Below are 25,364 nucleotides of genomic sequence, written 5' to 3'. Positions count from 1 at the left end.
GGTTACCAGGTGACATGCGAGACCAATTGGCCGCTGTAGAAACCCCAGGCAATCAGGGCAACAGTCAGGGCGGTAAGGGTCACGCGTACAGTCAGTGCGTTGACCAACCGGGAGGTTTTACCTTCGTCCTTGACCAAAAAGAACAGGCCGCTGAATAGGCTGATCAGAGTAGCCAGTAGTAACAGGACGATCGCGGCTTTGAGCATGCGTGACTCCCAAGCGGAACTTCGGGGGAAGGGAAATGCGTAGCAGCAGTATAGCCAGCTTGATCAGGGCTTTAGGGAGGCGGATATGAGCGCCTTCCGTCCTGGCTGGCTGCCTAGCGTGCTGGTGCTGCTGCTATTTCCCTGCCTGGTCGCCCTGGGCTTCTGGCAGCTGGCGCGGGCCGAAGAAAAGCGCGAGCTGTTGGCTGCACACCAGGCCCAGCAACTGGCCGCACCAATCAGCATCGAGGCGCTGGAGCAGCAGCCCAACCCGGCTTACAGGCGTGTGCAGTTGCAGGGTTTCTTCGACGCACGGCATCCCCTTCTGCTGGATAACCGCACCCGCGACGGCAAGGTCGGCGTTGAGGTGTTGCAACCCTTCTATGATCAGGCCAGCGGCCTTTGGCTGCTGCTCAATCGCGGCTGGCTGGCCTGGCCCGACCGCCGTATTCCTCCAACGTTTGCCACCCCGGATTCGCCATTGCGTTTGCAGGCCACGGTGTATGTACCGCTGGGTGAGGCTTTTCAGTTGCAAGGTGCGCAACCGGCTCCTGGCTGGCCGCAGGTGATCAGTGAGGTCAAACCGGATGACCTGTGGCAGCAACTGGGGCGTGGTGGCCTGAGTTATGAGGTGCGCCTCGAGCCTGGCCCAGCGTCATTTCAAAGCGATTGGCCAGTTATCGCCATGAGCCCCGACAAACACCTCGGTTATGCCGTGCAATGGTTCGCCCTGGCGGCGGCCTTGCTCTGCCTGTTTATCTATTTAGGTCTATCTAACGCGCGGGAGACTCGCCATGAACCCAGCCATCGCCCTGCCTGAAGTGTCGCCCAGCCAGCGTCGCCGTGGGCGGCTGCAACTGATCCTGATTCTGGCAGTGGTTATCGGCCCGATGATCCTCGCCAGTGCCATGTATCAGTGGCGTTTCTGGGTGCCGGAAACCCGCAGCTATCACGGTGAGCTGATCGGCACCGGACAAACCCGCGCCGACCTCGGCGTGGTCGGTGCAGACGAGCCGCGCTGGCAGTTGCTGGTGACCGTACCGGATGTCTGCGATGCCGCCTGCAAGGAGTTGGTGTTTCTCGCCCGCCAAGTGCATATCGGCCTAAACCGTGATGTTGCTCGCGCCGCCCATGGCCTAGCCACTGCCCAACCCATCGCTGGCGACTATGACGCCCAGCTACGCCGCGAATACCCGCAGCTGACGCGCTATCAGCTGCAGCTGGATGCTTACGGCAAAACCGCCGGCGCCGCCTCCGGCGCGCAACTGTGGATCGTCGACCCACACGGCAATCTGGTGCTGCGTTATGACGCCACCAGCAAGGGCAAGGCAATTCTCAACGACCTGCGGCATCTGCTGAAAATCTCGCAAATTGGTTAATGCTGCCCACGGCTAAGGACTGATGATGAGCAAGCCCGGTTACCGTTTTGCCCTGTTCGCCACTGTGTTGGCGGTCGTGGTGGTGCTGCTCGGTGCCTATACCCGCTTGACCCACGCGGGCCTGGGTTGCCCGGACTGGCCAGGTTGCTACGGCTTTATCGGCGTGCCGATGAGTGAGCACAAACAGACTCTGGCTGAGGCGCGCTTTCCCGAAGCACCGGTGGAAGTCGCCAAAGGCTGGTACGAGATGATCCACCGCTATTTTGCCGGCTCCCTGGGCCTGGTGATTCTCGGCCTGGCGGTACAGGCGCTGCGCCGGCGTGGCGAGGCCGACCAGCCACTTAAATTGCCTCTTTTATTGCTGGGTTTGGTGACGCTGCAGGCGGCCTTTGGCATGTGGACGGTGACGCTGAAACTCTGGCCACAAGTGGTGACGGCGCACCTGCTCGGTGGTTTCGCCACCCTTAGCCTGCTGTTTCTTTTAACACTGCGACTGTCTGGCAAGTTGGCAGTTTTGCCCAATCTGCCCACGCGGTTGCGCAGCCTGGCGGCGCTCGGCTTGCTAATGGTGGTCGGACAGATCGCTCTGGGTGGCTGGGTCAGTAGCAACTACGCGGCGGTTGCCTGCGTCGATCTGCCGACCTGCCATGGCGAATGGTGGCCGGCGATGGACTTCGCCAATGGTTTTCACCTGACCCAGCATATCGGCCCCAATTACCTTGGCGGGCAACTCGACAGCGACGCGCGCACTGCTATTCATATGACCCATCGCATCGGCGCACTGCTAGTCAGCCTGGTGCTGCTGCTGTTGGCCTGGCAACTCAAGCGCCATGGCTTGGGGCGGTTGGCCGGTTTGTTGCTGCTGGCGCTGACCGTGCAGATCAGCCTGGGTATCAGCAACGTCGTGTTTCACCTGCCGCTTCAGGTGGCAGTGGCGCACAACCTCGGTGGCGCGGCTCTGCTACTGACGTTGGTGCTAATCAATTACCGGGTGCGCAGCGCAGCACGGCTGGCATCTCCGGCAGCAGAAGCGCAGGCTGACCTTGCGATGCTGCCGAGCAAATAACAAAAACAATCGAGGAGAGACCGTATGGCTACTCTAGCGCGCGAACACCAAGCCCACGCCAGCTGGCGCGACTACCTGGAGCTGACCAAGCCCAAGGTGGTGGTGCTGATGCTGATCACCTCCCTGGTCGGCATGTTCCTCGCCACCCGCGCAGGTGTGGCCTGGCAGGTGCTGATCTTCGGCAATCTGGGTATCGGTTTGTGCGCCGGCGCGGCGGCGGCGGTCAACCATGTGGTGGACCGGCGTATCGATTCGATCATGGCACGCACCCTCAAGCGTCCGGTTACCTCGGGGCGTATCTCGCCCAGTGCGGCTTTGGGTTTTGCTCTGCTACTGGCGGTGGCCGGTATGGCCCTGCTGTTGACCTTTACCAACGAGCTGGCGGCCTGGCTGACTTTGGCTTCGCTGCTCGGTTATGCCGTGCTGTACACCGGCTTTCTCAAGCGCGCCACTCCGCAGAATATTGTGATCGGCGGCCTGGCTGGCGCCGCGCCGCCGTTGCTCGGCTGGGTGGCCGTTACCGGGCATATCAGCGCTGAACCGCTGCTGCTGGTGCTGATCATCTTCGCCTGGACGCCGCCACACTTCTGGGCCCTAGCCATCCACCGCAAGGAGGAATACGCCAAGGCCGATATTCCCATGCTGCCGGTGACTCACGGCGAGCACTACACCAAGGTGCATATCCTGCTTTATACCCTAGTGATGTTTGCGGTGACGCTGCTGCCGTATGCCATTCATATGAGCGGGCTGCTCTATCTCGGCTGCGCCGTGCTGCTGGGCGGGCGCTTCCTGCACTGGGCAGTGGTGCTGTACCGTGACAGCAAACCGCACGCGGCGATCAACACCTTCAAGTACAGCATCTGGTATCTTTTCGCGCTGTTTATCGCCCTGCTGGTCGACCACTATCTGCTGTTAAACCTGTAATCGTTGGTGCCATGACCCGAACCCAGATCACCGTTTTTGTTCTCGTTGCCATCGTCGCCCTAGTGCTGGGCTTGACCGTCAACAAGGTGCTGACCAGCAAGGACCAGGGTGATCCCACCGCGTTGCTCGATGCCGGCATCGTCCTGCTGCCACAGAGCCGCAGCCTGCCGGAGCTGAGTCTGATCAATCAGGACGGCCAGGCAGTGGCGGTCGATCAGATGAAGGATCAGTGGAGCCTGCTGTTTTTCGGTTACACCTTCTGCCCGGATATCTGCCCAGCCACCCTCGCCCAGCTGCGTCAATTACAAGGCCAGCTACCGGCGGAAACCCTTGCCAAGCTGCAGATTGTGCTGGTTACGGTTGACCCGAATCGCGACACGCCGGAGCAGTTGAAGAAGTACCTGGATTACTTCGATGCCGGCTTTATCGGCCTGACAGGCGAGCAAGCGACCATTCAGAAGCTGGCGAACAGCGTCAGCATTCCGTTTATTCCGGCTGATACCAGCAAGGAAAACTACACCGTCGACCACAGCGGCAACCTGGTGCTGATCGGGCCGGACGGCAGGCAGCGCGGCTTTATCCGCGCCCCGATCAACAACAGCAAACTGGCCGCGCAGTTGCCCGGTCTGCTTGAGCGGCCCTAAGTAGCTATTTGGCAAATAGCTGGCTGATGTCCTTGAACGCCTTGAACTCCAAGGCGTTGCCGCAGGGGTCGAGTAGGAACAGCGTGGCCTGCTCGCCGACCTGGCCGGCGAAGCGCACATAGGGTTCGATCACGAATTGCGTGCCTTTGGCCTGTAGCCGCGCCGCCAGTGTTTGCCAGTCATCCCAGCCCAGCACCACACCGAAATGCGGCACTGGCACGTCGTGGCCGTCCACCGGGTTGCTGTGTGCTGCTTCCTGATAAGTCATCTTCGGCGCCTGGTGGATTACCAGCTGATGGCCGAAGAAGTCGAAATCCACCCAGTGGTCGCTGCTGCGGCCTTCGGCACAGCCGAACACTTCGCCGTAGAAGTGCCGTGCGGCTGCCAGGTCGTAGACAGGAATTGCCAGGTGAAAGGGTGCGAGAGCCATGCTGAAGTTCCTTGAGAGTCTAGTCTGCCGATTCTCAGCAACAGCGATTCTGATTAAAAGCGAATATCCTTGCTCACAAGCACAAACAAAATTGATCAATCGAGGCAACGATGCTGCGCGAATTGAAAACCTTTGTGGCAGTTGCGCGGCATGGCACTTTCGCTGCGGCCGGCCAGCAGGTGGGTTTGACCCAGTCGGCGGTCAGCGCGCAGATGCGTGTGCTGGAGCAGGGATTGGGCGTGCGGTTGTTCGAGCGCAGTGGGCGCTCGGCAGTGCTCAATGCTACCGGCAAGCATGCCTTGCCATTGGCGGAGCAGATGCTCGGGCTGTATGCGCAGATGGCCCTGCCAACCAGCGCGGCTGAGTGGCAAGGCGAGCTAAAGGTCGGTGCGATTGCTACCTTGCAAACTGGTTTGTTGCCCGAAGTCTTGCCGCGTTTTCGCGCCGCCGCGCCGCGGGTTGAGCTGAAACTGGTGCCGGGCGTGTCGCTCAACCTGCTGAGCCAGATTGATGCCGGCGAGTTGGACCTGGCGCTGCTGATCAAGCCGCCCTTCGAACTGCCCAAGGAGTTGCTGCAGATCAGCCTGGCGCGCGAGCCATTTGTGTTGATCACTCCGCTCAGCGTGACGGCGGATGACCCGCTGCAGATCCTCGCCGAGCAGCCGTTTGTGCGCTATGACCGACGCTCGTTCGGTGGGCGGCGGGTCAACCAGTTTCTCCGCGAGCAGCGCCTGACAGTGCAGGAGGCGCTGGAGCTGGATGAGTTGGAGGCCATCGTGCGGATGGTTGAATGCGGCCTTGGTGTGTCGCTGATTCCACGTGCAGGGCTGTGGTTGCAGCGGCCGACCCAGCTGCGCGTGCTGGAGTTGGGCGAGCTGACCTTCCACCGTGAGCTGGTCGCGGTACTACGCCGCGCTAAGCGCCAACCAGCCTTGGACTGTTTGCTGGAGTGCCTGCGCGAGGTCGCCGCCCAGCCATAAACGACAAACCCCGCACAGGGCGGGGTTTGTCGACGAGGATAAGTCGCGCAGTGGTTAGAACGCTGGAACTACGGCGCCCTGATATTTCTCTTCGATAAAGGCCTTAACTTCAGGGCTGTTCAGCGCCTTGGCCAGTTTCTGCAGGGCGGCGTTGTCCTTGCTGTCAGCACGCGCAACCAGGATGTTGACGTACGGCGAGTCGTTGCCTTCGATGGCCAGGGCATCTTTGGTTGGGTTGAGCTTGGCTTCCAGCGCGTAGTTGGTGTTGATCAGCGCCAGGTCAACCTGGGTCAGCACGCGCGGCAGAGTGGCGGCTTCCAGCTCACGGACTTTGATGGCTTTCGGGTTTTCGACGATGTCTTTCGGCGTGGCGAGGATGCCCGCTTCCGGCTTGAGGGTGATCACCCCGGCTTTTTGCAGCAGCAGCAAGGCACGGCCGCCGTTGGTGGCGTCGTTGGGGATCACCACGTTGGCGCCTTGCGGCAGGTCGGCCAGGCTCTTGTGCTGGCTGGAGTAGGCGCCGAAAGGCTCGACGTGTACGCCGGCCACGCTTACCAGCTCGGTGCCACGGCTCTTGTTGAACTCATCCAGATACGGCTGGTGCTGGAAGAAGTTGGCGTCCAGGCGCTTTTCGGCCACCTGCACGTTCGGCTGCACGTAGTCGGTGAAGACCTTGATGTTCAGCTCAACGCCTTCTTTGGCCAGGGCTGGCTTAACGAATTCGAGGATTTCCGCGTGCGGTACAGCGGTGGCCGCGACGCTCAGGCTTTCGGCCTGGGCGGAGAAGGCTGCCAGGGCGGCAACGGCGACGATCAATTTTTTCATCATAAAGCTCCTTGTTTGATGGGGCGGCGTTCGGCAAATAACCGCTGCGCCGCTGTCGTGTGCGTCCTAAAGGGCGCTCTATTTTCTGGAAAAATGCACCACCAGCTTGTCGCCGACGGTTTGCAGAACCTGCACCAGCACCAACAGCAGCACCACGGTGACCAGCATCACATCGGGCTGATAGCGCTGATAGCCATAACGCACCGCCAGGTCACCGAGGCCGCCGCCGCCAATCAGGCCGCTCATGGCGGTGTAGGACACCAGGGTAATCGCCGTGACGGTGGTGGCTGCGATGATGCCGGGCAGTGCCTCGGGCAGCAGCGCGTTGACCACAATTTGCCGGGTGGTCGCGCCCATGGCCTGGGTCGCTTCGATAATCCCGCGATCCACCTCACGCAACGCGGTTTCCACCAGGCGCGCGAAGAACGGTGTGGCCCCGACCACCAGCGGTGGAATGGCGCCGGCAACGCCCAGTGAAGTGCCGGTGACGATTACCGTGAAGGGGATCATCACAATCAGCAGGATCACGAACGGCACCGAACGCAGAATATTCACCAACAGCGAAAGCACGCCATACAGGGCTTTTTGTTCGAACATCTGCCGTGGGCTGGTGAGAAACAGCAGCACGCCCAGCGGCAGGCCGAGCAGCACGGTAAACAGCATGGAGCCGCCGAGCATGCTCAGGGTGTCCAGGCTGGCGTAGCCTATTTCCGCCCAATCAACATTGGGCAGCAGGCGGGTCAGTAGGGCTTCCATTAGCGCAGCACCTCCAGATGCACGTCGGCGGCTGCAAAGCGCGCCAGCGCGGCGTCCAGATCGCCGCCGGTGAGGGCCAGGGTCAACTGGCCGTAGGGGGTGTCCTTAATGCGGTCGATGCGCCCCGCGAGGATGCTGTAATCCACCCCGGTTTCGCGCGCGACGGTACCCAGCAGCGGCGCATAGGTGGCTTCACCCTGAAAGGTCAGGCGCAGAATACGGCCGACGACATGGGCGAAGTCGTCATGTTGCTCGTGCTCATCGACGTGCTCGGCTTCTTGCACGAAGCGCTTGGTGGTGGCGTGTTGTGGGTGCAGGAAGACGTCGGCCACCGAGCCCGACTCGACAACCACACCGGCATCCATCACCGCCACGCGGTCGCACACGCGGCGGATCACATCCATTTCGTGGGTGATCAGCACGATGGTCAGGTTCAGTTCACGGTTGATCTCGGCCAGCAGCTGCAGCACCGAAGCCGTTGTTTGTGGGTCGAGGGCGCTGGTGGCTTCGTCGCACAGCAGAATTTTCGGCTCGGTGGCCAGGGCGCGGGCAATGCCGACGCGCTGTTTCTGCCCGCCGGAGAGCTGCGCCGGGTATTTATCGGCGTGATCCTGCAGGCCGACGCGGGCCAGCAACTCGGTAACACGGGCCGTGATCGCGCTGCGCGACAGCTCGCCGGCCAGCTTCAGCGGCATGGCCACGTTGTCGGCGACGGTTTTTGACGACAACAGGTTGAAGTGCTGAAAGATCATCCCGACGCGCTGGCGGAAGCGCCGCAGGCCATTGGCGTCCAGGGCGGTCACGTCTTCGCCGTCGACCTCGATGCGTCCGCCGGAGGGTTCTTCCAGGCGGTTGATCAGGCGCAGCAGGGTGCTCTTGCCTGCGCCGGAGTGGCCGATGATGCCAAACACTTCGCCTCGGGCGATGTGCAGGTCGCTCGGCTGCAAAGCGGTGATGTCCTGGCCACTGACGCGATACGCCTTGTGGACCTGATGAAAATTGATCACGCGTTAAACCTTTTGGGTTTCAGAATTGCCGGGTAGGCATAAGCGGGCGGGTAGTTTAACCGGCACTGCTTAGGCCGCAAAAATCTTTGTAGACCTATGGTTATAACTAGATCTCATGAAAAACGCTGCCGTCCAGCCCAATGCAGCCAGTGCCAATGCAAACGACCGGGCAAGCCCGGTCGTGGTCACGCACCGCGCTGCTTAGCGTTTGGGGGTGAGAACCAGTTGCGGCACTTGAGCAGGGTTGATCACCTGGCTCATGCGCGGGCTGAAACTCGGGTCCAGGCGTTTGATGCGGGCATTGAGCAGGGAGGCGACCCAGGGGAAGTCCTTGCTCTGGCGCACTTCAATGCGCACCGCGCAATTGAACGCGACGATATCGGCGGCGACGCCATCGAGCAGGCTGCGCAAGCGTTCGTTGTCCTGGTTATCCAGCATCGGTATGGCGATCACGCTGCTGGCGGCGGCGGGATCAATCAGCCTGGCGATGGGCTTGGCTGGCACGGGCGCTTTGGCCGCCGGGGTATTCAGTGGTTGGATGGCCTGAATCGCGGCGGCCTGGCGCGCTGCAGCCAGTTGCCGGGCTTGCTCCAAACGGGCGGCTTCGGCGCGGGCCGCCGCCTGCTGACTGGCTTGGCGCTGCTGCTCGGCGGCGGCCAGTTCGGCTTCGCGGGCTTGGGCGATGGCGCCATCCAGGCCGGTGGTCAGCGCCGGTGCCTGAGGCATCAGGCTGCGGGCACGGCTCAGGGCTTTGGTGGCGTTATCTAGGTCGCCGCTTTGCAGGGCTTTTTGCCCTTGCTGCAGGTGCGCTTCGGCGAGTTGGCGCTGGTAGTGCTCCAGGCGCGTATCACCGGCAGCGCGTTGTTGCAGGGTTGCCAGCTGGCTTTCTGCCGCATTCAAGTCGCCGCTGCTAAGGCGCTGGTCGAGCTGGCGAAAGGCGCTGACCAAGTCATCAACCGGGAGATTGGCCGGTTGTGGCGCACTCTGGCAGCCGGCCAGCAGCAGAACCAGGATCAGGGTAAAGCCGCGGAAAACGAACGATTTCATGGCTGCGCGTCTCGGATTGTGCAAAAAACGCGCAAGTCTACACTGCGCTTTACGGCATCACCAACAGTTCAGGCGGTGCGCCGTGGCAGGGCGAAGGACAGCAAAAACAGGCCGGCAGCCGTCACCACGATCGAGGGTCCAGCCGGGGTGTCTTGAAACCACGACAGGCTGAGGCCGCCGCACACGGCAACAACCCCCAGCAGGCTGGCGCCAAAGGCCATCTGTTCCGGGGTGCGGGCATGGCGCTGAGCGGCGGCGGCGGGGATGATCAGCAACGAGGTGATCAGCAGCACGCCGACAATTTTCATCGCCACGGCAATTACCACGGCAATCAGCAGCATCAGGCTCAAGCGAATCGCCGCCACTGGCAGGCCTTCGACCCTGGCCAGTTCTTCATGCACGGTAATCGCCAGCAGCGGCCGCCACAGCACGGCCAGCAGCACCAGCACCAGCGCGCTGCCGCCGATGATCCAGGCCAGGTCAGTCGGGCCGACGGCCAGCAGGTCGCCGAACAGGTAACCCATCAAATCGATGCGCACATCCTGCATAAAGCTCAGCACCACCAGGCCCAGCGACAGTGTGCTGTGGGCGAGAATCCCCAGCAGGGTATCGGAGGCCAGCGGCTGGCGGCTTTGCAGGGTGACTAGCAGGGTCGCGAGGAGTACGCAGCCAACCGTCACCGCCAGGGTTGGGTTAACGTCCAGCATCAAACCCAGCGCCACCCCGAGCAGCGCGGCGTGGGACAGGGTGTCGCCGAAGTAGGCCATGCGCCGCCAGACCACGAAGGAGCCCAGCGGGCCGGCAACCAGCGCCAGAGCAAGGCCTGCGAGCAGGGCGTTGAGTAGAAAATCAGCCATGCTTGCAGCCATCTCCGTGGATGTGGGGTTTAACCGGGCCTTTGATGCTCAACCCGGGTGCGTTTTCGCTGACCACGGCGCCGTGTAGGTCGTGCTCATGGTCGTGGTGGTGGGTGTAGATCGCCAGGCTCTGTGCATCCTGGCCGAATAGCTCGACGAAGGCGGGATCAAAGCTGACTTGCTCCGGGTGCCCGGAACAGCAAACGTGACGGTTCAGGCAGACCACCTGATCGGTGGTGCTCATGACCAAATGCAGGTCGTGAGACACCATCAAAACGCCGCAGCCATAACGGTCACGCAGTTGGGTGATCAGTCGGTACAGCTCGGCCTGGCCGGCTACATCAACGCCCTGAACCGGCTCATCCAATACCAGCAGTTCCGGCTCGCGCAGCAGTGCACGGGCCAGCAGCACGCGCTGCAGCTCACCGCCGGAGATGCTTTGCAGTGGGCTATCAATCACCTGCTCGGCGCCCACTTCGGCCAGCGCGGCCAGCGCGCGCGGGCGATCAACCCCCGGCACCAAGCGCAGAAAGCGCAGCACCGAGAGCGGCAGGGTGGCATCGACGTGGAGTTTCTGCGGCATATAGCCGATGCGCAGCTTGGGTTTGCGCCAGACGCTGCCGCTGTTGGGTTTCAGCAGCCCGAGTACAGCGCGCACCAGGGTGGTTTTGCCGGCGCCGTTGGGGCCGATCAGGGTGACGATTTCGCCGGGCTTTACGCTGAGCTGCACATCCTGCAGCACATGTTGCCCGGCAAAGGTCACGCCTACGCCTTTGAGGCGAATCAGCGCGTCGCTCATGCGTGCTCCCGGCAGCCGGCGCACAGTCCGACCACTTCCACTGTTTGGCGTTCGACGACGAAGCCGACGTCCGCAGCGGCACCGACAATGGCGTCGCTGATCGTTGCCTGTTCCAGCTCGATGGCTGCACTGCAGGCCCGGCAGATCAAAAATTGACCCTGGTGTGGATGCTCCGGATGGCTGCAGCCGATAAAGGCATTGAGTGAGGCGATGCGGTGTACCAGGCCGTTTTCCAGAAGGAAATCCAGGGCGCGATAGACCGTTGGCGGCGCGGCGCGGCGACCGTCTTCCTCACTCAGTACGCCGAGGATGTCATAGGCGCCTAGCGGCTTGTGGCTGTGCCAGACCAATTCCAGTACGCGTTTGCGCAAGGCGGTCAGGCGCAGACCCTGACGCGTGCAGATGCTTTCCGCTTCAGTCAGGGCGTGACTGACGCAGTGTGAGTGGTCGTGTGGGCGTGAGGCCAAGGGTGCTTGAGTCATGGGCAACGACGAATAAGGTAAGAGACGTTATTATATTACCTGTTCCCGTCCGTATGAGTGCTCCCCGTGTTGCGTCTTTTTTCTACTGCTTGCCTGCTATTCGTCACGTTTTCCCTTAGCGCTGTCGCTCAGGCCGAGGTGCGCGTGTTGACCAGCATCAAGCCACTGCAGTTGATTGCAGCGGCCGTGCAGGATGGTGTTGGCCAGCCTGACGTGCTGCTGCCGCCTGGCGCGTCGCCGCACCATTACGCGCTGCGCCCCTCCGATATACGCAGTGTGCAGAGTGCCGACCTGCTGTACTGGGTTGGCCCTGATCTGGAGAGTTTCCTGCCGCGGGTGCTCAGCAGCCGTGCTAAAGCCAGTGTGAAGGTGCAGGAGCTACCGGGCATGAGCCTGCGTCATTTCGCGGATGAACATGCGCAGGACCACGCAGATGAGCATGCAGATCATGATGCGCCCGCGCAGGTGGCCGATCAGCATGACCACGACCACCGCCCTGGCAGCCTTGATGCGCACCTGTGGTTGCTGCCGGCCAATGCGTTGGTGATTGCCCGCAAGATGGCGGCTGACTTAGTTGTCGCCGATCCGGCTAATGCCGCACGCTACCAGGCCAATGTCGAGGCGTTCGCGGGCCGTTTGGCGGCACTGGATCAACGCCTGAAAAACCGTTTGCAGCGTTTGGCGGGCAAACCCTACTTCGTCTTCCACGAAGCCTACGATTATTTCGAGGCCGCTTACGGCCTCAAACATGCCGGTGTGTTCAGTGTGCTTGGCGAGGTCCAGCCGGGTGCCCAGCACGTTGCTGCCATGCGTGAGCGCTTGCAGCAGGCCGGGCCAACCTGCGTATTCAGCGAGCCGCCGCTGCTGCCACGCCTGGCGCAAACCCTGACGGCTGGCCTGCCAGTGACCCTCGCCGAACTGGATGCCATGGGCGGCGCCTTGCCGGTGGATGCCAACGGCTATGAAGCCTTGCTGGAAAATCTGGCAGGTGAGCTGGCGGGCTGTTTAGAGGCGTTGTAACGGCGACGGGCTGCGCTAGAAGGCAAATGGCAGCGCCAGCTCAACCTGCTGGCGGTGCGCCAGGCGGCGCTGGAATTCATCTGGGTCGTGGATCAGCACTTCCTGCCCGGCGAAGGATTCGGCAGCGATCAGGCGTGACAGCCAGAAGCGCACGCAGGCGATGCGCAGCATGGCCGGCCACAGCTCGGCTTCGGCAGCGATAAAGGGCCGCAGCGCCGCATAAGCGCCGAGCAAGGCTTGGGCGCGCTTGTGGTCGAGGCGGCCATCCTCCTGCGAGCACCAGTCATTCAGGGCGATCGCCAGGTCGTAAAGCATCGGCCCCGAGCAGGCGTTGTAGAAGTCGATCACCCCGGCCAGGTGGTTGCCGTCGAACAACACGTTGTCGCGAAACATGTCGGCATGCAGGTTGGCCTGCGGCAAGGTGAGAATGCGTGGCTTGAGCGCCTGAATTTCCGCTAATGCATCGCGCAGCAAGGGCACCTGTTCATCCGGCAACTGCAATGCCAGGCTTGGCCCTTCGGCGAGCATCCAGTCCAGCCCGCGATCGCTCTTGCGCGGCAGGGGTTGCGCGCGCGTGGCCAGGTGGATGCGTGCCAGCAGTGCGCCGACTTCCTGGCAGTGATGCGGATTGGCGCTCTGCACGTGTTTACCCGCCAGGCGCGGCTGCAACAACGCCGGTTTTTCCGCGAGGCTGCGCAGCGCCTCGCCGCTGGTCGTACGCAGGGCGTAAGGCACCGGCAGGCCGGCGTCATGCAGCACGTCGAGCAGTTCGATAAAGAACGGCAGGTCGGCACTTGGGCCCCGCTCGATCAGGGTCAGAACAAACTCGCCCTGTTCCAGGCTGACGAAGAAATTGCTGTTCTCGCTGCCGGCCGCAATGCCCTGGAAGTCGCGTAAGCGACCCAGGTTATACGGGGCGAGAAACGTCTCGAGCTCGTGGCGCTCAAGCGGGGTAAACACCGACATTACTGAACTGCCTTATTACCAGCTGAAAATTTCCCAGGCCGGAATCAACATATCCGGGCTGTCCGAGCGAACAAAGTTGCCATCACTGCCATCGGCGCGTACCAGAAAATACGGCTTACCGTTTTTAGGGATGACTTTTACCGCGTAGAGAAAACCGTTAACCCGGTATTCCTGGACGGTGCGGTCGCCTTCCTGGCGAATGGTTACGTCTGGGTCTGCCGATACCGGATCTTCGGCTTGCACGGCAAGCGTGGTGAATGCCAGCAGGCTGGCCAGCAACAGGCGATTGAGTGTGCGCATGGTAACCTTGTCCCTTTGATTTCAATGGTGTGGCCATTCTAACGCCGCCCCCGCCGAAAAGGTTGATCCTGCTCATGAGCCAAACTCCTTTAGTCCTGGTTGACGGTTCTTCTTACCTTTACCGTGCTTTCCATGCCTTACCGCCGCTGACCACGTCCAAAGGCCTGCCAACTGGCGCGGTTAAGGGTGTGTTGAACATGCTCAAGAGCCTGCGCAAGCAATACCCGAAAAGCCCGTTTGCCGTGGTGTTCGACGCTAAAGGCGGGACGTTTCGCGATGAAATGTTTGCCGACTACAAGGCTAATCGCCCATCGATGCCGGATGAGCTACGGGTGCAGATCGAGCCCCTGCATGTCAGCGTCAAGGCCATGGGCTATCCGCTGCTGTGCGTTGAAGGTGTAGAGGCGGACGATGTGATCGGCACCCTGGCCCGCCAGTGCGCAGCCGAAGGGCGCGACGTGGTGATCTCCACGGGCGATAAAGACATGGCCCAGCTGGTGTGCCCGCACGTGACCTTGGTCAACACCATGACTGGCAGTGTGTATGACATCGAGGGTGTGAAGACGAAATTCGGTGTCGGCCCCGAGCTGATCATCGACTACCTGGCGCTGATGGGCGACAAAGTCGACAACATTCCCGGTGTGCCGGGCGTGGGTGAAAAGACCGCGCTGGGTCTATTGGTCGGTATAGGCGGCGGCCTGGATGTGCTCTACGCCAATCTCGACAAAGTGCCCGCGCTGCCGATCCGCGGGGCCAAGACCCTGCCGGCCAAGCTCATTGAGCATAAGGACATGGCCTACCTGTCTTATGCCTTGGCCACCATCAAGCTGGATGTGCCGCTGGATATCCAGATCGAGTCGTTGCACCCCGGCGAGATGGATGTGCCAGCCTTGGTCGAGCTGTATGCCGAGCTGGAATTCAAAACCTGGCGTGATGAGTTACTGCGTAACAACCCTGCGCCGGCGGTTAAGCCGCCGGCCAAGCCCGCCGGTGATGATCTGTTTGCCCTGGCGCCAAGCGCTCATGCTGTGGTCGAGGAAGTTGCAGTTGCAGCGCCTGCACCGGTTGCGGCTGAAGCGCTTGTCGACGTTCAGGCGGCAGAGGCATTGGGCGATTACGCGTGCATCCTTGAGCAGGCGCAGTTTGATAGTTGGTTGGAGAAGCTGCGCAACGCCGAGCTGATTGCCTTTGATACCGAAACCACCGGCCTGGATGCGCAAAAGGCGCAGTTGGTCGGGCTGTCGTTTGCGGTCAAGGCTGGCGAAGCGGCCTATATCCCGGTGGCGCACAGCTACATGGGCGTGCCGACGCAGCTGGATCGCGATGCCGTGCTGCAGGCGCTAAAGCCGATCCTCGAAGACCCGAATAAGGCCAAGGTCGGCCAGCACGCCAAGTACGACATCAATATTCTCGCCAATGCCAGCACGCCGATTCAGGTGCAGGGGGTGAAGTTCGACACCATGCTCGAATCCTACGTACTGGACTCAACGGCCACCCGTCACGATATGGACAGCCTGGCGCTCAAGTACCTGGATCACAGCACCATTCGCTTCGAGGACATCGCCGGCAAGGGCGCCAAGCAACTGACCTTCGACCAGATCGATCTGGCCCAGGCCGCCCCTTATGCCGCTGAGGATGCAGACATCACCCTGCGTCTGCACCAGCATTTGTGGGCCAAGCTGGACGCCGAGCCGAGCCTGGCCAAGGTTTTGAGCGAGATTGAAATGCCGCTGGTGCCGGTGTTGGCGCGCATCGAACGTCAAGGTGCACTGGTCGATGCCAACCTGCTCGGCCTGCAAAGCAACGAGCTGGGTGAAAAGCTGGTGGCGCTGGAGCGTCAGGCATTCGAGATTGCCGGTGAGGAGTTCAACCTGGCGTCACCCAAGCAGCTCGGGGTGATTCTTTACGAGAAACTCGGCCTGCCGATTATCAGTAAAACCGCCAAAGGCCAGCCTTCGACGGCCGAAGCGGTGCTGGCCGAATTGGCCGAGCAGGACTTTGAGCTGCCCAAGGTGCTTATGCAGTACCGCTCCCTGAGCAAGCTGAAAAGTACCTACACCGACCGCCTGCCAGAGCAGATCAACCCGCGCACTGGGCGCATCCACACCAGTTACCACCAGGCCGTGGCCGCGACCGGTCGTTTGTCGTCGACTGATCCAAACCTGCAGAACATCCCGATCCGTACGGCCGAAGGTCGGCGCATTCGCCAGGCGTTTGTTGCGGCTAAAGGTTATAAGCTGCTGGCGGCCGATTACTCGCAAATCGAGCTGCGCATCATGGCCCATTTGGCCAAGGACGAAAGTTTGCTGGATGCCTTCCGCCACGGCCGCGATGTGCACAAGGCCACCGCCGCCGAAGTATTTGGCGTGCCGCTGGAAGAGGTCACGACTGATCAGCGCCGCAGCGCTAAGGCGATCAACTTCGGCCTGATTTACGGCATGAGCGCCTTTGGCCTGGCCAAGCAGATCGGCTGCGACCGCAAGCAGGCGCAGGCGTATATCGATGTGTACTTTGCGCGTTATCCCGGCGTGCTGGCCTACATGGAACGTACCCGTGAGCAGGCCTCCGAGCAGGGCTATGTGGAGACCCTGTTTGGTCGTCGCCTGTATCTGCCGGATATTCATGCGAAGAACCAGGCGCTGCGCAAAGGCGCCGAGCGCACCGCGATCAACGCGCCTATGCAGGGCACGGCGGCGGACATCATCAAGCGCGCCATGGTCACGGTGGATAACTGGCTGAGTGAGTCGGGCCTGGATGCCAAGGTCATCCTGCAGGTGCACGACGAACTGGTGCTGGAAGTGCGTGAGGATCTGGTCGAGCAAGTGCGTGAGCAGATCAAACCGCTGATGGGCAATGCCGCTGCGCTGGATGTGCCACTGCTGGTGGAAGTGGGCGTAGGCAATAACTGGGACGAAGCCCATTGATACTCCCCCCTCGCACCGGGCTGCAGCGCTAGCGCGATGGGGGTCTAGATTTAAGAGTATTAGCGCAGAATTACTTATAACTAATTAATTATTCCGCGGGCCTGAACTTTGTTTTGACTCGACCACTCAGAGTTTGTGGATGGCCTAGACAACCATTCAGTACTCCTTTGTTGTGTTAAGTGTTGGCAGATTCTGGACCCCGCCCTAGCGGTTCAGATGTTGAACCCCGAACTTCCCTCCCCCATAGAAGTCCGGGGTTTTTTTTGCCTGCGAGAAAATCGCTCGAACGCGTCAGGCTTCAGTGTCCTGATCATCCTCAAGGGCAAACTCACCCAGCTGCATCCACTCGGCCAGCACCGCTTGTGCCTCCTCAATGCCAATGCGCTTGGGCGCTGAGAACAGTTGGATGCTAACGCGATCGCCCCAGCCTTTTTGAATGTCCTGGCGCACCTTGAGCAAGGTGTTCTTCGCTGCACCAAAAGCCAGCTTGTCGGCCTTGGTCAGGAGAATGTGCATGGGCATTTCGCTGGCAACGGACCAATCCAGCATGAGGATGTCGAACTCGGTCAGTGGCTTGCGGATATCCATCATCAACATCAGCCCGCGCAGGCACTCGCGGCTACCCAAGTAGGCCTCCAGGTGTTTCTGCCAGTGCAGCTTCAGCGGGATTGGCACCTTGGCATAGCCATAACCTGGCAGGTCGACCAGGCGGCGCTCTTCGTCCAGCTTGAAGAAGTTGAGCAGCTGGGTACGCCCTGGGGTCTTCGAGGTGCGCGCCAGGCTGGCGTGGGTCAGGGTGTTCAGTGCGCTGGATTTACCGGCGTTGGAGCGCCCTGCAAAGGCCACTTCATGGCCGAAATCTTCCGGGCACTGGTCAACTTTGGCTGCGCTGATAAGGAAAGTAGCCTGTTGGCACAGGCCGATAATTGGGTTCTTGGCTTGCATCTGAGTATCCGTGAGGGCGAGCGTAGGGTGGCGTTACAGGCGCGATGCCCTTGCGACATTTGCGCGCAGCCTGCCTGTCTGTGCGAAGCGCGGCAAGCTGCGTCGTTTCCGTTTCAATGACGCCAGTATATAATGGCGCAGATTTTGTGTGCGCTTTCTCCCTTTAGTTGGATAAGTGGCCACGGGAACGATTTAGATCATCTGCCCGTAGAAAGCAGTACGTTCCCCTCCCTGATGAGGTTGATCTGATGAAAAAATTACTGACTGTAGCCGCTGCATTGACACTGTCGTTGAGTGCGCATGCCGCGCAGGACCCCGAAGCCGTCTACGCCCGTGCGTGCGGTGTGTGCCATAGCGGCGCCATCCCAACCGCGCCGAAGCGTGGTGATAAAGCTGCCTGGGAGCCGCGTCTGGCCAAGGGCATGGATGCGCTGGTACTGAGCGTCACCAATGGTCTGAATGCCATGCCGCCTCGCGGTCTGTGTATGGATTGCTCGGCCGAGGATTACCAAGCGGTCATCAAACTGATGTCCGAGTAAGCCTGGCCATAAACTCTTTTTCTTAGTCGCAAATTGGATTAGCTGATGAACAAAGTACTCGTGAGTCTGCTGTTGACCCTAGGCATCACCGGTCTGGCACATGCCGCAGGCAATGCTGAAGCCGGTCAGGGTAAGGTTGTTGTATGTGGTGCTTGTCATGGTGCCGATGGCAACAGTGCAGCGCCGAACTTCCCTAAACTGGCTGGGCAGGGCGAACGTTACTTGCTCAAGCAGCTGAATGACATCAAGTCCGGTGCACGTCCTATTGTGGAAATGACCGGCTTGCTGGACAACATGAGTGATCAAGATCTGCAAGATATCTCGGCCTACTTCGCCAGCCAGAAAATGAGTGTTGGCGCTGCCGACCCGAAACTGGTCGAGCGTGGCGGCGAGCTGTTCCGTGGTGGCAAGTTGGCTGAGGGCATGCCTGCTTGCATCGGCTGCCACGGGCCTAACGGCGCGGGCTTGGATGCGGCCGGTTACCCACAACTGGGTGGTCAGCACGCAACTTACATCGCTAAGCAGCTGACTGATTTCCGCGAAGGTAATCGCACCAATGACGGCGACAGCATGATCATGCGCTCGATCGCCGCTAAGCTGAGCAACAAGGACATGGAAGCGGTATCCAGCTTCATTCAGGGTCTGCACTGATCGGCTGAAAACGCGACATGCTGTAATGAAATAGGGTGGCTCAGGCCGCCCTTTTTCGTTGTGTGGCTCGCTACAATGCACGGAACCCCAGTTTGCCTTGTGGGTCGAACTTCCGTTCGTCATCACGCACCGTTTATAGCCAAGGAGTAACGCATGCGTAACCTGATTCTCAGTACCACTCTCGTCACCGCCAGTCTGTTTGGCCTGAGCGCTCATGCCGAGCCGATTGAAGCAGGCAAGCAATATGTTGAGCTGAGCAACCCCGTTGCGATTTCAAAGCCCGGCAAAATCGAAGTGGTTGAGCTGTTCTGGTACGGCTGTGGGCATTGCTATCAGTTCGAGTCGACGATCAACCCGTGGATCGAAACACTGCCGGAAGACGTCAACTTTGTGCGTATCCCGGCCATGTTCGGTGGCATGTGGAACGTTCACGGCCAGCTGTTCATCACCCTTGAGGCGATGAAGGTTGAGCACAAGGTGCATGGCGCGATATTCGATGCCATTCACATGCAGGGCAAGAAGCTCGCGACCCCGGAAGAAATGGCCGATTTCCTCGCGGCTGAAGGTGTCGACAAGGACGCTTTCCTCAAGACGTACAACTCCTTTGGCGTGAAGAGCCAGCTGGAAAAGGCCAAGAAACTGGCCATGGCGTATCAGATCACGGGCGTACCAGTGATGATCGTAAATGGTAAATATCGTTTCGATATCGGCAGCTCGGGTGGCCCTCAGCAGGCCCTGCAAGTGGCCGATCACCTGATTGCCAAAGAGCGCGCCGCGCAGTAACAGGCGCGCGCGGATCACGCGTTAATGCTCAGGCGCTGGCCAGCCAAGCGCGCGGTTGGCCTGTGCGATGCACAGGTCAACCCGTGTTGCCTGCCCGCGGATGACTGGCCGCAAAATGGCCGTCTACGCCTGCTCAGCTTCAATATTCAGGTGGGCATTAGCACTCAGCGTTACCACCATTACCTGACGCGCAGCTGGCAGCACTTGCTACCGGCTGCCGGGCGTAGCGGCAATCTGCAACGGATTGGCGATCTACTCGGTGATTTTGACCTGGTGGCGCTGCAAGAGGTCGATGGTGGCAGCCTGCGTTCGGGTTACGTCAATCAGGTCGAGCACCTGGCGCGTCTTGGCGCCTTCCCTTATTGGTATCAGCAACTCAACCGCAACCTCGGCCGCCTGGCCCAGCACAGCAATGGTGTACTCAGTCGTTTGCGCCCCAGCCTGATGGAAGACCATCCGCTGCCCGGCCCGCCTGGTCGTGGCGCGATGCTGTTGCGTCTTGGCGAAGGTCCGGATGCAGTGGCTGTGGTGATGATGCACCTGTCCCTTGGCGCGCGTACCCGCACCCGTCAGTTAGCTTACATCCGTGAGTTGCTCAGTGATTATCGGCATGTTGTGCTGATGGGCGACATGAACACCCATGCCAACGACCTGCTGCAGTTCTCGCCGCTGCGCGATCTTGAGCTGTTTGCGCCGCAAATCGAGGCCACGTTCCCCAGTTGGCGGCCGCAACGCTGCCTTGACCATATTCTGCTCAGCCCCAGCTTGCCGCTGGAGCGCTGCGAGGTGCTGTCGCAGCCGATTTCTGACCACCTGCCAGTGGCGGTGCAAATTCGCCTGCCCACTTCACTCTTTGCGCCTGCAACGCCTATGCTGATTGAGCCTTGAACGTGGACTGTAACCATGACCGATGATGCCCAGCGCTGGAAAAGTAAGTATCTGGAAAGCTTGGAGCAGCAAGAGAAACTAGAACGCCGCTGGAATGCCCGCCTCGACCTGTTGAGGCGTGGGTTGGTGCGCAGCTCGCTGGCGGCCGAGGGCAGTGACAAATCGGTCGACCAGTGTATGCAGGAGCTGCGCGATATTCTGCGTCGCGACGATATTGATTCCGGCCTGTCTGCGCTTATTCCCCGCTTGGAAAAGGCCGTGCTCGACTCTGAGAAAAGTCGTCAGGAGCGGCTTGAGCTGAACGTGTCTGGGATGACCAGCCTGACCGATCAGTTGCTGGCCTTGGATCCCCCGCGTGAGGTGCGCAAAGCGCTGAAGCAGTTTGCCAAGCGCATCGAAGAGCGTGCCAGTCAGCCACGCGAGCTGCCTGCGCTGCTCAGTGAGTTGAGCCGCCTGCAGCAGCAAGCCCTAGCAACGATTGAGAATGAGGCAGATACCGCGCGTCCAGGTTTCCTGCAGCGCTTGTTTGGTAGCAAGGAGGCGGCATCAAGCAGCCCTGCTGATAGCGCGCCTGCCCAGGTGGACAGGCCACAACCAGCGTCGCCAGAATCTGCACCAGACACACCACTTGAGAGTCCAGCGCCTGCGGTTGAGCCGTTGCTCCGCCCGAGCAATGCTGCACCTGCACCTGCACCTGCACCTGCACCTGCATCCGCATCCGCTCCTGCAGAACCTGCCACGCTAAGTGCTGAGCCGGAATCGGCGTCAGAGTCGCCGACAACCGCCGCGTCGATCCCCCAGACGCTCTCAGCCTCTGAAGCAGTTTTGTCGATGCAAGAGGAGGGCGATCCGGCCTACGCGCTGCCCGCCATTCCCGAGCCAGGTTACAGCGCCGTTGCGCCGCATATCGGCAGCAGCCTGCTGGGCCTGCTCGATGAGCTGGAGTTGCCGGAGCGGCATCAGCCGCAGGGCGAGGCGCTGCGCCAGCGCGTGCAGGGCGGCCTGAACTGGTACGAATTGGTCGCGGTGCTGGACGATTTGGCGGTGCTGGTGCTGGCCGTCACCGACAGCGGTCAGCGTGAGTTTGCCGGTTACTTGAAACAGCTGAATGAGCGCTTAGCATCGTTTCTCAGCACCCTTAGTGAAGCGCATGAGGGCTATAGCGAGTCTGTAGAGAGCGCCCGCAGCTTTAATCAGGAGCTGCGTGAACAAGTCAGTGGTTTGCAGGCCAGTGTGCTCGATGCCGTCGACCTGCAGACGCTCAAGCAATCCCTGGAGGCGCGTCTGGATGGCTTGCTGAGCACGGTTAGCGCGCACCAGAAGCACCGGGACGGCCATGAAGAACAAGTGGCGCAGCGCCTGCAAAGCCTGACCCAAAAGGTCGCAGATATGGAGCAGGAGGCGCAGAGTTTCCGTGATCACCTCGAAGAGCAGCGACAAAAAGCCCTGATCGACCCGCTGACCGGTCTGCCCAATCGTGCCGGTTGGAGCGAGCGCTTGGAGTTGGAAATGGCGCGCTGGAAGCGCTATGGCGGTGAGTTGCTATTGGCCGTGCTGGATATCGATCACTTTAAGCGGATCAATGACGGCTACGGCCATTTGGCAGGCGACAAGGTACTGAAGATCATTGCCGGTGAATTATCCAAGCGCCTGCGCAAAACAGATTTTATTGCGCGCTTTGGCGGCGAGGAGTTTGTCCTGCTGATCCCTTCGACGCCTCTGGAGGGCGGCCAGCAACTGCTGCAAACCCTGCTGGATGGCGTCGAACAGTGCCCGTTCCACTTTCGCGGTGAGCGGGTGACCATCACCCTGTCGGCTGGCCTGACCGCCTTTGCTAATGATGAGGGCAGCGACACGGTGTTTGAGCGCGCCGACCAGGCGCTCTACCGTGCCAAAGGCGGTGGGCGTAATCAGGTTGTGCTGGGCTGAACCCGGCCACCTCAAGCCACGGCGTAGAGGTAGGGCTTCCAGCTTTCAGGAATGTTCCCCAGCTGCGGGTAACCGAGGTTGCGTAGATGCCCGCCCGCGAGCAGGAAGGGTGTATGCCGCAGCGCCTGCGGTACGTCGCGCAGCTCCGGTAGCCAGAGGCTGACGTATTGGGCGTCGGGGTCGTACATGCGTGCTTGGCGCAACGCATTGAACACTCGGTTTTGCCGTGGGTCATTTCCCACGCCAGCCAGGTAGGCCCAGTTGCCCCAGTTGCTGGCTGGGTCGTAATCAATCAGGTGTTCTTCGAACCAGGCCGCGCCATGGCGCCAATCCTGTTGCAGGTCATTGATTAAATAACTGGCAACCACCTGCCGACCGCGGTTGGACATAAAGCCGGTGGCGGCCAGTTCGCGCATATTGGCATCCACCAACGGCATACCGGTACGCCCGCGCGACCAGTCCTGAAAGCGTTGATCCAAAGGTTGCACTGTATCCGCGCCAGCCTTGAGGCCGCCCGCTTTGAATAGCGCGCTGCCGTGGCGCAGCAGCGTCCAGCGGAAGAAATCCCGCCACAGCATCTCAACCCACAGCCAGTGCGTTGAGTCATTGCGCTTGTATTGCGCCTCGTGACGGCGCAGCTCGGCGATTACCCGGCGTGCCGACAGGCTGCCATTGGCCAACCAGGGTGAGAACTTCGACGAATACTCGGTGCCTAGCATGCCGTTACGGGTGTCCTTGTACTGCCTTACGCCTTGAGTCTTCCACAGGTAGTCACGCAGTCGGGCGAGGGCGGCTGGTTCGCCTCCAGAGAAGGGAAAGGCGCTGGACGATACGCTGAGTGGCTCACCCAGGCCCAGCTGAGAGAGCGTGGGCAGCGGCTGCATCAGTGCCAGTGCGCCATCAGGCAATACCGGCAATCGCTGCGGTGCGTGACGCGGTTGGAACACGTGCAAGCGTTCTTCGACCAGGCTGCGGAACTGACTAAACACTGATGGCAACTGATCAAGGCTGAAAGGCAGTTCTTCGCTGCGCAGCAGGTTGTTGGCGGGCAATTGTTGCAGGGCAATCGGGCCGAGTTGTTGAGCGACCTGTACCACCTGGGCTTGTTCGTCGGGCGCGATTTCCGCCAGGGTCAGCACCTGGTCCAGGTTGAACTGCGCCACCAGTTGTGGGATGACCTGCTGCGGTGTGCCGATAACCACCAGCAGGTGTGAGCCACGCTGGTGCAATTCAGCCTCCAGCGCCACCAAGCTTTCCAGTAAAAAACGCGCGCGATGCACACCCATGCGGCGCATGCCAAATGCGTTGAGCTGTAGCAAGGCGGGGTCCAGGACATACACCGGCAGCAGGCACTCGGCCGCCAGGCCCGCCTGGAGGGCGGGGTGGTCATCAAGGCGGAGATCCTGTTTGAACCACAGCAAGGCGCGCATTGGGTGTTCTCCATATTGGTACATAAGCTGTACAGGATTGCTGTGTTTGTACAGATGCCAGTCTAGCAGTGTCAGGCATCGCTTGCATGTGGCCTCAAGGCCTGTGCTGTTCTGCTTGATCCAAGGCGTTTTCTGCTGCGGGAGGCACTAAACTGTGCCGATCTGTAGAGGAGTAGTCATGGATATTTTCGGCATCGCCGCGTTGATCTTTCTGGTCACCGACCCCTTCGGCAACATCGCCATCTTTATCGCCGCACTGAAGAATGTACCGGCCAAGCGCCGCCTGTGGGTCGCCGCCCGCGAGTTGTTGTTCGCCCTGGCGCTGCTGCTGTTGTTTCTTACCTTTGGCGACAAAGTGCTCAGCGCTCTGGGGCTGTCGCGCGAGGCAACGGCAATTGCGGGCGGTATCATCCTGTTCGTCATCGCCATGCGCCTGATCTTCCCCGGCCCGCAGGGGGTATTAGGCGATGTGCCAGATGGCGAGCCGATGCTGGTGCCGCTGGCCACGCCGGCGGTGGCGGGGCCCTCTGCTCTGGCGGTATTGATGACCCTGCGCAACACTCATGAAGGGCCGCTCTGGGAGCTTTACGCGGCGGTGCTACTGGCTTGGGCGTTGACCGCCTTTATTCTGTTGCAGGCCTCGTTTCTGCAGCGTTTTCTCGGACCTCGCGGGTTGACTGCAGTGGAGCGATTGATGGGCATGCTGTTGATTATGCTCAGCGTCGATATGCTGCTGGATAACCTGCAAAGCGTGTTGCATATCAGCCCATGAAAGCTTTTTGTTTGAGTGTTTTAGCCCTGCTACTGGCCGGTTGCAGCAGCGGCCCGCGCATTGATGATAGTTACACCGCCATCGGCCAGAACAGCCGGGTGCAATACATCGTGCTGCATTACACCTCTGCCGATCTGCAGCGCTCACTGCAGTTACTCACTGAAGAGGAGGTCAGCAGCCATTACCTGATCGGCGAGGCGCCGGCGACCATTTACCGATTGGTCGATGAGAATCGCCGCGCCTGGCATGCCGGTGTGAGCGAGTGGCAGGGGCGCACCTGGCTAAATGGCACAACCATTGGCATTGAGCTGGTTAACCAGGGGTTTTATGACACCCCCACGGGGCGACATTGGCAGCCCTTTGCTCCCGCGCAGATCGACGCGCTGATTGTCTTGCTCAAGGACATCATGCAGCGCCATCAACTGGCGCCCGGCAGCATCATCGCGCACAGCGATATTGCCCCACAGCGCAAGGTTGATCCCGGTCCGCTGTTCCCCTGGAAGCGCCTCGCCGATGCTGGCCTGATGCCCTGGCCGGATCCCGTCGAGGTGGCGCGCCAGCAAGTGCTGTTCAGTGCCAGCCTGCCGAGTGTGCAGTGGTTTCAGGAGCAACTGGCACGCCAGGGCTATGCCGTGCCCCGGCACGGTGAATTGGACCCGGCCACGCGCAACGTGATTGCCGCCTTGCAGATGAAGTACCGCCCAGCCCGTTATGACGGCGAGCCGGATGCGCAGACGGCTGCGTTATTGGTGGTTCTGGCCGGGATGGCTGCGCAGCACTGAGTGCCTAGCTGGGGTGCTACTTGTTAACAAACGCAG

At 60.8% G+C, this 25,364-nt stretch carries 28 protein-coding genes; 15 read left to right on the top strand and 13 right to left on the bottom strand.

Features of this window, described 5'->3' with window-relative positions:
• Positions 1-2: 2 nt before the first annotated feature.
• Entirely contained in the window at positions 3-206 is a 204-nt protein-coding gene (locus N1078_RS06545; protein ID WP_274087403.1) for a twin transmembrane helix small protein, read from the bottom strand.
• Between the two features lie 85 nt (positions 207-291).
• Here N1078_RS06545 and N1078_RS06540 point away from each other — a divergent pair, with 85 nt between their 5' ends.
• Genes N1078_RS06540 through N1078_RS06520 form a run of 5 tightly spaced genes read left to right on the top strand, consistent with a single transcriptional unit; the run spans position 292 to position 4,216 of the window.
• Complete coding sequence (locus N1078_RS06540; RefSeq protein WP_274087402.1) at positions 292-1,023, top strand: SURF1 family protein; 732 nt, start codon at positions 292-294, stop codon at positions 1,021-1,023.
• On the top strand, positions 998-1,582 hold the full coding sequence (locus N1078_RS06535) for a hypothetical protein (RefSeq protein ID WP_274087401.1): 585 nt from the start codon (positions 998-1,000) through the stop codon (positions 1,580-1,582). Before N1078_RS06540 ends, N1078_RS06535 begins: the two co-directional genes overlap by 26 nt.
• Before the next feature lie 25 nt (positions 1,583-1,607).
• Positions 1,608-2,648, top strand: a complete 1,041-nt coding sequence (locus tag N1078_RS06530; RefSeq protein ID WP_274087400.1) for a COX15/CtaA family protein — start codon at positions 1,608-1,610, stop codon at positions 2,646-2,648.
• 24 nt (positions 2,649-2,672) lie between these two features.
• Positions 2,673-3,572, top strand: coding sequence for a heme o synthase (cyoE, locus tag N1078_RS06525; protein ID WP_274087399.1), 900 nt, complete (start codon positions 2,673-2,675; stop codon positions 3,570-3,572).
• Between the two features lie 11 nt (positions 3,573-3,583).
• The gene (locus N1078_RS06520) at positions 3,584-4,216 is read left to right on the top strand and encodes an SCO family protein (protein ID WP_274087398.1); all 633 of its coding nucleotides are present in this window, start codon (positions 3,584-3,586) and stop codon (positions 4,214-4,216) included.
• A gap of 4 nt (positions 4,217-4,220) precedes the next feature.
• On the opposite strand, the gene N1078_RS06515 is transcribed toward N1078_RS06520, so the two are convergent.
• Positions 4,221-4,646: a VOC family protein gene (locus N1078_RS06515; RefSeq protein WP_274087397.1), complete on the bottom strand. Its 426-nt coding sequence runs from the start codon at positions 4,644-4,646 to the stop codon at positions 4,221-4,223.
• Positions 4,647-4,756: 110 nt separating this feature from the next.
• Between N1078_RS06515 and N1078_RS06510 the strand changes: the two genes are divergently transcribed.
• Positions 4,757-5,626, top strand: a complete 870-nt coding sequence (locus N1078_RS06510) for a LysR substrate-binding domain-containing protein (protein WP_274087396.1) — start codon at positions 4,757-4,759, stop codon at positions 5,624-5,626.
• Between the two features lie 54 nt (positions 5,627-5,680).
• Here N1078_RS06510 and N1078_RS06505 read toward each other — a convergent pair whose 3' ends face one another.
• The 7 genes from N1078_RS06505 to N1078_RS06475 all read right to left on the bottom strand — a co-directional run bounded on the left by N1078_RS06505 (position 5,681) and on the right by N1078_RS06475 (position 11,399).
• Complete coding sequence (locus N1078_RS06505; protein ID WP_274087395.1) at positions 5,681-6,451, bottom strand: MetQ/NlpA family ABC transporter substrate-binding protein; 771 nt, start codon at positions 6,449-6,451, stop codon at positions 5,681-5,683.
• Positions 6,452-6,529: 78 nt separating this feature from the next.
• Entirely contained in the window at positions 6,530-7,207 is a 678-nt protein-coding gene (locus N1078_RS06500; protein WP_274087394.1) for a methionine ABC transporter permease, read from the bottom strand.
• The gene (locus N1078_RS06495; protein ID WP_274087393.1) at positions 7,207-8,214 is read right to left on the bottom strand and encodes a methionine ABC transporter ATP-binding protein; all 1,008 of its coding nucleotides are present in this window, start codon (positions 8,212-8,214) and stop codon (positions 7,207-7,209) included. The genes N1078_RS06500 and N1078_RS06495 overlap by 1 nt, the downstream gene beginning before the upstream one ends.
• 201 nt (positions 8,215-8,415) lie before the next feature.
• Positions 8,416-9,261: a PA5502 family lipoprotein gene (locus N1078_RS06490; RefSeq protein WP_274087392.1), complete on the bottom strand. Its 846-nt coding sequence runs from the start codon at positions 9,259-9,261 to the stop codon at positions 8,416-8,418.
• 68 nt (positions 9,262-9,329) lie between these two features.
• A complete protein-coding gene (gene znuB, locus N1078_RS06485; protein WP_274087391.1) occupies positions 9,330-10,118 on the bottom strand; it encodes a zinc ABC transporter permease subunit ZnuB in 789 nt (262 codons plus the stop codon).
• Complete coding sequence (gene znuC, locus N1078_RS06480) at positions 10,111-10,917, bottom strand: zinc ABC transporter ATP-binding protein ZnuC (protein WP_274087390.1); 807 nt, start codon at positions 10,915-10,917, stop codon at positions 10,111-10,113. Before znuC ends, znuB begins: the two co-directional genes overlap by 8 nt.
• Positions 10,914-11,399 (bottom strand): Fur family transcriptional regulator, encoded by a 486-nt coding sequence (locus N1078_RS06475; protein WP_274087389.1) that lies wholly within the window; start codon positions 11,397-11,399, stop codon positions 10,914-10,916. The genes znuC and N1078_RS06475 overlap by 4 nt, the downstream gene beginning before the upstream one ends.
• A 66-nt stretch (positions 11,400-11,465) precedes the next feature.
• Here N1078_RS06475 and znuA point away from each other — a divergent pair, with 66 nt between their 5' ends.
• On the top strand, positions 11,466-12,419 hold the full coding sequence (gene znuA / locus N1078_RS06470) for a zinc ABC transporter substrate-binding protein ZnuA (protein WP_274087388.1): 954 nt from the start codon (positions 11,466-11,468) through the stop codon (positions 12,417-12,419).
• Between the two features lie 15 nt (positions 12,420-12,434).
• Here the strand turns inward: znuA and N1078_RS06465 are convergent, their stop codons facing one another.
• Both N1078_RS06465 and N1078_RS06460 read right to left on the bottom strand, forming a co-directional pair.
• Positions 12,435-13,385, bottom strand: coding sequence for a homoserine kinase (locus tag N1078_RS06465; RefSeq protein WP_274087387.1), 951 nt, complete (start codon positions 13,383-13,385; stop codon positions 12,435-12,437).
• Between the two features lie 15 nt (positions 13,386-13,400).
• Positions 13,401-13,685 (bottom strand): DUF2782 domain-containing protein, encoded by a 285-nt coding sequence (locus tag N1078_RS06460; RefSeq protein WP_274087386.1) that lies wholly within the window; start codon positions 13,683-13,685, stop codon positions 13,401-13,403.
• A 74-nt stretch (positions 13,686-13,759) separates the two neighbouring features.
• On the opposite strand from N1078_RS06460, the gene polA reads away from it, so the two are divergent.
• Positions 13,760-16,609, top strand: coding sequence for a DNA polymerase I (gene polA, locus N1078_RS06455; RefSeq protein ID WP_274087385.1), 2,850 nt, complete (start codon positions 13,760-13,762; stop codon positions 16,607-16,609).
• A gap of 291 nt (positions 16,610-16,900) precedes the next feature.
• On the opposite strand, the gene yihA is transcribed toward polA, so the two are convergent.
• The gene (yihA, locus tag N1078_RS06450) at positions 16,901-17,554 is read right to left on the bottom strand and encodes a ribosome biogenesis GTP-binding protein YihA/YsxC (protein ID WP_274087384.1); all 654 of its coding nucleotides are present in this window, start codon (positions 17,552-17,554) and stop codon (positions 16,901-16,903) included.
• A 248-nt stretch (positions 17,555-17,802) separates the two neighbouring features.
• On the opposite strand from yihA, the gene N1078_RS06445 reads away from it, so the two are divergent.
• The 5 genes from N1078_RS06445 (at position 17,803) to N1078_RS06425 (ending at position 22,344) form a co-directional block, all read left to right on the top strand.
• A complete protein-coding gene (locus N1078_RS06445) occupies positions 17,803-18,093 on the top strand; it encodes a c-type cytochrome (protein WP_274087383.1) in 291 nt (96 codons plus the stop codon).
• A gap of 45 nt (positions 18,094-18,138) precedes the next feature.
• A complete protein-coding gene (locus N1078_RS06440) occupies positions 18,139-18,744 on the top strand; it encodes a c-type cytochrome (protein WP_274087382.1) in 606 nt (201 codons plus the stop codon).
• Between the two features lie 153 nt (positions 18,745-18,897).
• Positions 18,898-19,527 carry a thiol:disulfide interchange protein DsbA/DsbL gene (locus N1078_RS06435; protein WP_274087381.1) on the top strand — a complete coding sequence of 210 codons (630 nt, stop codon included), beginning with the start codon at positions 18,898-18,900 and terminating at the stop codon, positions 19,525-19,527.
• A 24-nt stretch (positions 19,528-19,551) separates the two neighbouring features.
• Positions 19,552-20,415, top strand: coding sequence for an endonuclease/exonuclease/phosphatase family protein (locus tag N1078_RS06430; protein ID WP_274087380.1), 864 nt, complete (start codon positions 19,552-19,554; stop codon positions 20,413-20,415).
• A 15-nt stretch (positions 20,416-20,430) separates the two neighbouring features.
• Positions 20,431-22,344, top strand: a complete 1,914-nt coding sequence (locus N1078_RS06425) for a GGDEF domain-containing protein (RefSeq protein WP_274087379.1) — start codon at positions 20,431-20,433, stop codon at positions 22,342-22,344.
• An 11-nt stretch (positions 22,345-22,355) separates the two neighbouring features.
• On the opposite strand, the gene N1078_RS06420 is transcribed toward N1078_RS06425, so the two are convergent.
• On the bottom strand, positions 22,356-23,774 hold the full coding sequence (locus tag N1078_RS06420) for a DASH family cryptochrome (RefSeq protein WP_274087378.1): 1,419 nt from the start codon (positions 23,772-23,774) through the stop codon (positions 22,356-22,358).
• Between the two features lie 178 nt (positions 23,775-23,952).
• Between N1078_RS06420 and N1078_RS06415 the strand changes: the two genes are divergently transcribed.
• Complete coding sequence (locus N1078_RS06415; RefSeq protein WP_274087377.1) at positions 23,953-24,546, top strand: MarC family protein; 594 nt, start codon at positions 23,953-23,955, stop codon at positions 24,544-24,546.
• Entirely contained in the window at positions 24,543-25,328 is a 786-nt protein-coding gene (locus N1078_RS06410) for an N-acetylmuramoyl-L-alanine amidase (RefSeq protein WP_274087376.1), read from the top strand. The genes N1078_RS06415 and N1078_RS06410 overlap by 4 nt, the downstream gene beginning before the upstream one ends.
• Positions 25,329-25,364: the final 36 nt, after the last annotated feature.

This window comes from Pseudomonas sp. MIL19 (assembly GCF_028680365.1).
Classification (GTDB): Bacteria; Pseudomonadota; Gammaproteobacteria; order Pseudomonadales; family Pseudomonadaceae; genus Aquipseudomonas; species Aquipseudomonas spirodelae.
Note: the sequence above shows the minus strand (reverse complement) of the source record. Positions and strands in the feature narration are given on the sequence as shown.